The following is a 2,851-nucleotide window of genomic DNA, read 5'->3' as shown; positions in this document are numbered from 1 at the left end:
TGGTGAGTTTAAAAAAATTGATGGCATTACTTTTACCTACATTAAGGGCTGGGTTTTATAAGTTGGTGACTACGAAAGCTCTTTCTTTCAAGAGTTACTCTCATCTGCTTTTAATGAATTATTTTCGGGTTCGCGAGCATTAGTTGTTTGGTCCTCGCTGATTAACTTCAGTTGTTGTTTCAATGTCAAACGAGTATATTTTTACCTAAATGGTTAACGCAAGGATACTTGGATTGTTTTATCAAAACCGAGTTAAATCTACCAAATATAACAAACGCATCAGCTCACTCCCTTCGGTCGCTGGGACAACTTTACGGGCGCATTTCACTTCGTTCAAAAGCTGCACCCATAAACTTGCCCTCTATGCGGGGTGTTATGTGGAAAGGTGGTTAAGTTGAGTATCGATTATTCAAAATATAATATTCGTGAACTGGAAGATATTCTTGATAATATTGATGGGGAAAAATTTCCGGATAGAAAGCGAGATGCTGAGATAGCGCTATCTGAGCTATTAAAACATTCAACAACCTTGGATGACAAACCAGGTGTTGGTAAACGTCTGATGGGTATGGTTTTGTCTATAGTACTAGCCATTTTTTGTGTTTACATTTTATTTGTTGCTGTGGTTGATCAACAAATACTAATGCGCCGAGATTTCATTAGTTATTCCCGTTGGCCAGTGACGTTTTGGCTGTTAGTGGTGTTTTGGTCAGTTTGTTTGCTTGTAAGTATCTCTTGGGGCCGAAAATTGTATAGATCTGGCAATGTAAAATGATAGTGGAGGCTCTTTCTTTCAAGAGTCACTCTCAAAGGTTCTTAATAACCTAATTACGGGTTCGCGAGCATTTGTTGTTTGGTCTTCGCCATCGAACGATAGTTGTTGTTTCAACGTCAAACGAGTATATTTTTACCTAAATGGTTAACGCAGAGGGACATGGATTGTTTTATAAAAAGCGAGTTAAATCAACCAAATATAACAAACGCATCAGTTCACTCCCTTCGGTCGCTGGGACAACTTTACGGGCGCATTTCGCGTTGCTCAAGAGCTGCACCCATAAACTTGCCCTCTATGCGGGGTGTTATGTGTCATGGCGAGTTAAGTGAACTGCCCAAGTTGCGGTAAAGATGGTGTTAGCTGGTTATCGCGCTTCAAAGTGGCGTTTCATAAATATCCAGTATGCAGTGTTTGTAAAGTTCAATTAGTGCCCGATAGTAAGTCAAAACTTAAGGCTACGTTTATTTTTGCTGGGTTACTATCGCTTGCATTTTTGGCTTATCCACTGACTGGTAGTGTTTCTTTAAGTGTATTTTTTGCAGCAATTAGTTATGCGCCGTATTCATTTGTAAAGCTAATAGTAAAGAAGGATAGCCTGTAACCTTATTATCAAACTGAAGAGCAAGCTCGTCCTTTCAAGAGTCACTCTCATCTGTTTTTAAAGAGTTATTTTCGGGTTCGCGAGCATTCGTTGTTTGGTCTTCGCTGATTAACATCAGTTGTTGTTTTGAATTCAAACGAGTATATTTTTACCTAAATGGTTAACGCAGGGAGACAAGGATTGTTTTATCAAAACCGCAAATACATCAAGCAACATAACAAACGCATCAGTTCACTCCCTTCGGTCGCTGGGACAACTTTACGGGCGCATTTCACTTCGTTCAAAAGCTGCACCCATAAACTTGCCCTCTATGCGGGGTGTTATGTGTCTTTCGTACAGAGGTGGATAGTTTGGAAAAAGTGCTAATATTTTCATTCGGTTTCTTGATTTGTATTTTATTCATCTTTGCCTTGGTTTTATTATCTTTCGGTTTATTTAAATATTCAGGTTTTTTATTAAAAACAAGAGAGTCAAAAAACTATTTTTGTAAGGCTATTAATTTCATTGCTTTTAAGCCCCTTTCTGACGAAATAATACTCAAGAGGTTATTTGGTTTTTCAGTTTTGTTATCTTTAGTTTTATTCTGTAGTTTAGGTTTGTTATCTTATATAAATCATAGTGTTGTGTAGTTAAAACATAACAAAGGACTATAGTGCAAGCTCGTTCTTTCAAGAGTCACTCTCAACTGTTTTTAATAGGTTATTTTCGGGTTCGCGAGCATTCGCTGTTTGGTCTTCGCTGATTAACATCAGTTGTTGTTTTGGATTCAAACGAGTATATTTTTACCTAAATGGTTAACGCAGAGGGACATGGATTGTTGTATCAAAGCCGCAATAACATCAAGCAACATAACAATCGCATCAGTTCACTCCCTTCGGTCGCTGGGACAAGCTTACGGGCGCATTTCGCTACGCTCAAGAGCTGCACCCATAAACTTGCCCTCTATGCGGGGTGTTATCAGTATCATGAGCAACTAAACGAGGAGGGCAAATGAATGTAATCACGAAATGGTTAATTCTTTTGGCATTAATTTTTATTGCTATTAGTTTCTATAGTTACGGAAACTCAACAGGCATGTTTATTTTTATCATTTTAGGTTTTCTTTTTGAGGCCGCGTTTTGGTTAAAGCTATTTAATCGTAAAAAGAAACGAAGTAGCACGTAATAGTATTGCTTGTTAGATAGTCCCCTCGGGTTCGCGAGCGTGTGATGTCTATTCGTGCTGCCCGATTGACTTTAAAGCTGGCTCTATCGCTAAAACAGAAAGCCCATCTCAAAGTGGATAGCTGTTTCCATGTTCGCGAGCATTTGCCGTTTGGTCTCCGCTAACAAGCATAAGTTCTCGTCGCGAAAGTTCAGTTCATGCTCGTTCTTTCAAGAGTCACTCTCAACGGTTTTTAATAAGTTGTTTTCGGGTGCGCGCGCATTTGCTGTTTGGTCTTCGCCAGGATAATTCAGTTGTTGTTTCAGTCAAAG

Annotated in this window: 2 protein-coding genes; both read left to right on the top strand. The window is 39.0% G+C overall.

The annotated features are described in order from the left end of the window. Nucleotides 1-394: 394 nt before the first annotated feature. Nucleotides 395-775 (top strand): hypothetical protein, encoded by a 381-nt coding sequence (locus tag ACKLNX_RS00100; protein WP_412970773.1) that lies wholly within the window; start codon nucleotides 395-397, stop codon nucleotides 773-775. A gap of 1,591 nt (nucleotides 776-2,366) precedes the next feature. Next, nucleotides 2,367-2,540, top strand: a complete 174-nt coding sequence (locus tag ACKLNX_RS00095; protein WP_412970772.1) for a hypothetical protein — start codon at nucleotides 2,367-2,369, stop codon at nucleotides 2,538-2,540. The last annotated feature ends 311 nt before the right edge of the window (nucleotides 2,541-2,851 follow it).

The organism is Glaciecola sp. MF2-115 (genome assembly GCF_047250385.1).
GTDB lineage: Bacteria > Pseudomonadota > Gammaproteobacteria > Enterobacterales > Alteromonadaceae > Glaciecola.
This window is presented reverse-complemented; position numbering and strand designations above follow the sequence as displayed.